At 53.0% G+C, this 4,893-nt stretch carries 5 protein-coding genes and 1 pseudogene; 2 read left to right on the forward strand and 4 right to left on the reverse strand.

All coding sequences use genetic code 11. The features are described 5' to 3' along the window. Together ABYW01_RS14155 and ABYW01_RS14160 are read left to right on the forward strand one after the other, a co-directional pair. A partial coding sequence (locus tag ABYW01_RS14155) for a GNAT family N-acetyltransferase (RefSeq protein ID WP_372833795.1) occupies window positions 1–268 on the forward strand: 268 nt, incomplete at its 5' end. 137 nt (window positions 269–405) lie between these two features. Further along, complete coding sequence (locus ABYW01_RS14160; RefSeq protein WP_372833797.1) at window positions 406–1,386, forward strand: rhodanese-related sulfurtransferase; 981 nt, start codon at window positions 406–408, stop codon at window positions 1,384–1,386. Window positions 1,387–1,479: 93 nt separating this feature from the next. Here the strand turns inward: ABYW01_RS14160 and ABYW01_RS14165 are convergent, their stop codons facing one another. From ABYW01_RS14165 to ABYW01_RS14180, 4 genes and pseudogenes are all read right to left on the reverse strand, one after another. Beyond that, the gene (locus ABYW01_RS14165) at window positions 1,480–2,241 is read right to left on the reverse strand and encodes an amino acid ABC transporter ATP-binding protein (protein ID WP_372833799.1); all 762 of its coding nucleotides are present in this window, start codon (window positions 2,239–2,241) and stop codon (window positions 1,480–1,482) included. Between the two features lie 18 nt (window positions 2,242–2,259). Further along, window positions 2,260–3,360, reverse strand: a complete 1,101-nt coding sequence (locus ABYW01_RS14170) for an amino acid ABC transporter permease (RefSeq protein WP_371871859.1) — start codon at window positions 3,358–3,360, stop codon at window positions 2,260–2,262. Between the two features lie 10 nt (window positions 3,361–3,370). Beyond that, on the reverse strand, window positions 3,371–4,570 hold the full coding sequence (locus ABYW01_RS14175) for an amino acid ABC transporter permease (RefSeq protein WP_372833802.1): 1,200 nt from the start codon (window positions 4,568–4,570) through the stop codon (window positions 3,371–3,373). Between the two features lie 143 nt (window positions 4,571–4,713). Further along, a pseudogene (locus ABYW01_RS14180) lies at window positions 4,714–4,893 on the reverse strand (amino acid ABC transporter substrate-binding protein); the annotation flags it as partial.

Genomic DNA, 4,893 nt, shown 5'->3' on the forward strand with positions numbered 1-4,893 from the left:
GCCATCCGGTTATGGTGAGCTGTACCACTTGTATCTATCACCGTCCTGCATTGGCAAAGGCGCAGGCCATAAGTTGTTTGCGCACGCAATAGAGCACCTGAAATCCAAAGGCGCTCAGGGAATGTTGTTGTGGACGCTGGATGGTAATGGTCCGGCGAAGGCATTTTATGAACGTCATGGGATGTTGCTGGACGGTGGCCGACGTGATGATCCTGAATGGTTGGGACCAGATGTGTATGAAGTGCGTTACTGCCTGCCGTTTGCCTGATGCATAGTGCTGGTTGAAAAACGTTCATACGTGCCGGTTGAGCAGAACCTAGCTCACGTTATCCGTGTATAATCGCGCCCTCAAATTATCGATTCAATTGGCACCGGATTTACGTTCCGGCTCGCCGAGGAAAAGTTATGTCTCAAGTTGTAGTGTGCGCGATGTACAAATTTGTCGTGCTGGAAGATTTTGAAGCGTTGCGTGAACCGCTGCGAAACGTGATGCAGGATAACGGTGTGCGCGGTACCTTGCTGCTGGCACGCGAAGGTATTAATGGCACCGTGGCCGGTTCCCGTGAGGGGATCAATACGCTGCTGGCATGGTTGCAGAGCGACCCGCGTTTGGCCGATATCGGTTACAAAGAATCCCTCGATGACAGCAACCCGTTCCTGCGCACCAAGGTCAAGCTAAAGAAAGAGATTGTGACCATGGGCGTTGAAGGTATCGACCCTAAGCGTGTAGTGGGTACTTACGTCAAACCCAAGGACTGGAATGCGCTGATCTCCGATCCGGATGTGGTGCTGGTTGATACCCGTAACGACTATGAAGTTCAGGTGGGTACTTTTAAGGGTGCGATCAACCCTGAAACCGATACCTTCCGTGAGTTTCCCCAGTATGTAAAAGAGAACCTGGACCCGGAAAAAAACCGTAAGGTTGCGATGTTCTGTACTGGCGGTATCCGTTGCGAAAAATCCACGGCGTATCTGAAAGAGCAGGGGTTTGACGAGGTGTACCATCTGGAAGGTGGCATCTTAAAGTATCTTGAGGAAGTGCCTGAAGATAATACGATGTGGGAAGGTGAGTGCTTTGTTTTTGATAACCGCATCACCGTCAACCATCAGCTTGAAAAGGGCAGTTACGACCAGTGCCACGCCTGTCGTTTACCGTTGACCGCTGAAGATATGCAGCATGAAAAATATGTGTTGGGTGTGAGCTGCCCGCACTGTTATGACGAACTGAGTGAAGAACAGCGTCAGCGTTTTGAACAGCGTCAGTTGCAGATTAAGCTGGCTGAAAAACGCGGTGAAGCCCATCTGGGTGCAGAGGTGGTCGATACCATCGCTAAACACCGTGAATTGAAGCAGAAAAAGCGCGAAAGTCAGCAAGAGAAAAGCTGATTTAGCAGACTAGGCTGATGAGGTGAGATTAGATAAAAACGCCCGACCCGTGAAAACAGGTCGGGCGTTTTTGTGTGTGGGTCTGATCCGGTGTTAGTGGTTCAGAATCTGACTCAGGAACAACTGGGTACGCTCGTGTTCCGGGTGATTAAAGAACGTTTCCGGCTCATTCTCTTCGACGATCTGCCCGGCATCCATAAAGATAACCCGGTCGGCTACGGTTTTGGCAAAGCCCATTTCGTGAGTCACGCAGAGCATGGTCATCCCTTCCTGTGCCAGCTCGATCATGACGTCCAGTACCTCCTTGATCATCTCGGGATCAAGGGCTGAGGTGGGTTCGTCGAACAGCATCACATCGGGATTCATACACAGCGAACGGGCGATGGCGACACGCTGTTGCTGACCGCCAGAGAGCTGGCCGGGAAACTTTAACGCCTGCTCAGGAATTTTGACGCGTTCCAGGTATTTCATGGCGGTCGCTTCGGCTTCCTTACGCGGCACTTTCTTCACCCAGATCGGTGCCAGTACGCAGTTCTCCAGTACCGTGAGGTGCGGGAATAGGTTGAAGTGCTGGAACACCATACCCACGTCTTTACGGATCGCTTCGATCTTTTTCACGTCTTCAACCAGCGGTACACCGTTCACAATGATCTCGCCCTGCTGGTGTTCTTCCAGCCGGTTGATGCAGCGGATCATGGTAGATTTACCGGAACCGGACGGGCCGCAGATAACGATACGTTCCCCTTTTTTCACCTGAAGGTTGATGTTCTTCAGGACGTGGAACTCACCGTACCACTTGTTCAGATCACGGATCTCAATGGCCAGCTGATCTTCTTGTTTTTGTACTTCGCTCATGTGTTTACTCTCCAAAGATCAGGCACGGTTACTGTGGCCGGTGTGCAGACGTTTTTCCAAATGCATGCTGTAACGGGACATACCAAAACAGAATACCCAGAACACTAAGGCAACAAAGACATAACCCTCCGTTGAGAAGCCGATCCAGTTGGGATCGTTGGCGGAGGCTTGCATGATCGCCAGCAGGTCGAACAGCCCGATGATCAGCACCAGACTGGTGTCTTTAAACAGGGCGATAAAGGTGTTCACAATGCCCGGAATCATCAGCTTCAGTGCCTGTGGCAGGATGATCATGATCATCTTCTGCCAGTAGCCTAAACCCAGTGCATCGGCAGCTTCGTATTGCCCCTTGGGGATCGCCTGTAAACCACCGCGCACCACCTCGGCCATGTATGCCGACTGGAACAGGGTGATACCGATCAGTGCCCTGAGCAGCTTGTCGAAGGTCATGCCTTCAGGGAAGAACAGAGGCAGCATCACCGAGGCCATAAAGAGCACGGTGATCAGCGGTACGCCACGCCAGATCTCGATATAGACCACGGACAGGGATCGCACGATGGGCATATCCGACTGTCGGCCCAAGGCGAGCAACACGCCAAACGGCAGAGCGGCGACAATACCCACAACGGCGAGCACCAACGTCAAGCTTAAGCCACCCCATTTATGGGTTTCGACGGTTTCCAGACCGAAGTAACCACCGCTCAGCAGAATGAAGGCGATGATTGGGAAGATAACGAGGGTGAAGGTGGCGACCCAGCCTTTACGCGGTGTACTGGGGATGATCAGCCATGCGATTAAGGCGGCGAGGATGAAGAAGGCGGTGTCTAAACGCCAGGTCTCTGCCTCGGGATAAAAGCCGTATAAAAACTGATCAAGACGCTGGCCAATAAAGACCCAGCATGCACCATCGCTGGTGCAGTCGTTACGGGTGGTGCCGATCCAGTCGGCACTGAGCAGAGACCAGTCCAGTACCGGCCAGAGGAAGATAATACTGAAATAGCCGAGTACCAGCGTGGCGATGGTGTTGATCGGACCATTAAACAGATGCTTACGCATCCAGCCGACTGCGCCAATGGTGCTGGCTGGCGCGGGCAGAGTAGGTTGAGAATCGTATTTCACGTCGGCTCTCCTATCGCTCAACCAGCGACATGCGCTTGTTGTACCAGTTCATGAATATTGAGGTCAGGATGCTGAGCGTCAGGTAGACCGCCATCGTCATCATGATCACCTCAATCGCCTGTCCCGTTTGGTTCAGGGTGGTACCGGCGAACACCGAAACCAGATCGGGATAACCGATCGCGGTTGCCAGTGACGAGTTCTTCGTCAGGTTGAGATACTGGCTGGTGAGCGGCGGGATGATGACCCGCATCGCTTGTGGAATGACGATCAGGCGCAGGGTGCGGACTTTAGGCAGACCCAATGCAGATGCGGCTTCCAGCTGGCCGCTCGGTACTGCAAGAATCCCCGCACGTACGGTTTCAGCGATAAAGGCAGCAGTATAAATACTCAATGCGAGCCAGAGTGCGACCAGCTCAGGGATGATGGTCATACCGCCTTTGAAGTTAAATCCTTTCAGTTCGGGATGATCCAGTGAGACCGGCATGCCAGCCACAAAAAAGGCCAGTAATGGCAATCCTACAATGAGTCCTAAACCGGCCCAGATAGTGGGGAAGGTCTTGCCGGTTTCATCGTGGCGCTTGTCCGCCCAGCGGGAGAGTAGCCAGGCCGCTACAATCCCCGCGATAAACATAATCACCACGAAGGAGAAGCCATCGTTAGTGACCGGCGCAGGCATCGAAAGACCACGGATATTCAGGTAACTGCCTAAAAACTCCACACTTTGGCGGGGAGAGGGCAGGGTGCGTAATACCGCGAAGTACCAGAAGAACATCTGAAGCAGCAGCGGGATATTACGGAAGGTTTCGATGTAGAGAGCGGCTAGTCGGGAGATGATCCAGTTGTCCGATAGCCGGGCGATACCCAGCATAAAGCCAAGTATTGTGGCGGCGATAATCCCTAACACCGCAACGAGAATCGTATTGAGTAAGCCGACAACAAAGGTACGGCCGTAAGTAGCGGTTTCACTGTATTCGATCAGTGAAAGCGGGATACCAAAACCGGCGGTTTCACTCAGAAAACCAAAACCGGTGGTGATGCCACGGGCATCGAGGTTGTTGAGGGTATTGGAGACGATGTACAGAACAAAGAGTAGAAGGGTGCCGACCAGCAACAGCTGAAAGAGTACGGCGCGTTTTTTTGGATCGTGCCAGAACTTGGTACTGCTTTCCGGCGGCGGGGGTGGTTTGTGCTGGGACTTCTCTGTGGACATATACCTTCTCCGCAGCCCCTTACATCAGGGGGAACGTCATACAACGGCTCGGGGGAGGGTGTCATGCTTAAGAACCGGCATAAACCTCTCCCCCGTCAGCCCCACACGTGAGGCTGAATGAGGTGTGTAGATTTATACCGCGCTTAGCGGATCGGTGGTGCGTACTGCAAACCACCCTGATTCCACAGTTTGTTGATACCGCGGTCGATGTTCAGTGGAGAGTCCTTACCCACGTTACGATCGAAGGCTTCGCCGTAGTTACCCACCTGCTTAACAATCTGGTAACCCCAGTCTTCGCTGATACCGAGACCTTTCGCCAGACC

This window comes from Pontibacterium sp. (assembly GCF_041587635.1).
Lineage (GTDB): Bacteria > Pseudomonadota > Gammaproteobacteria > Pseudomonadales > Balneatricaceae > Pontibacterium.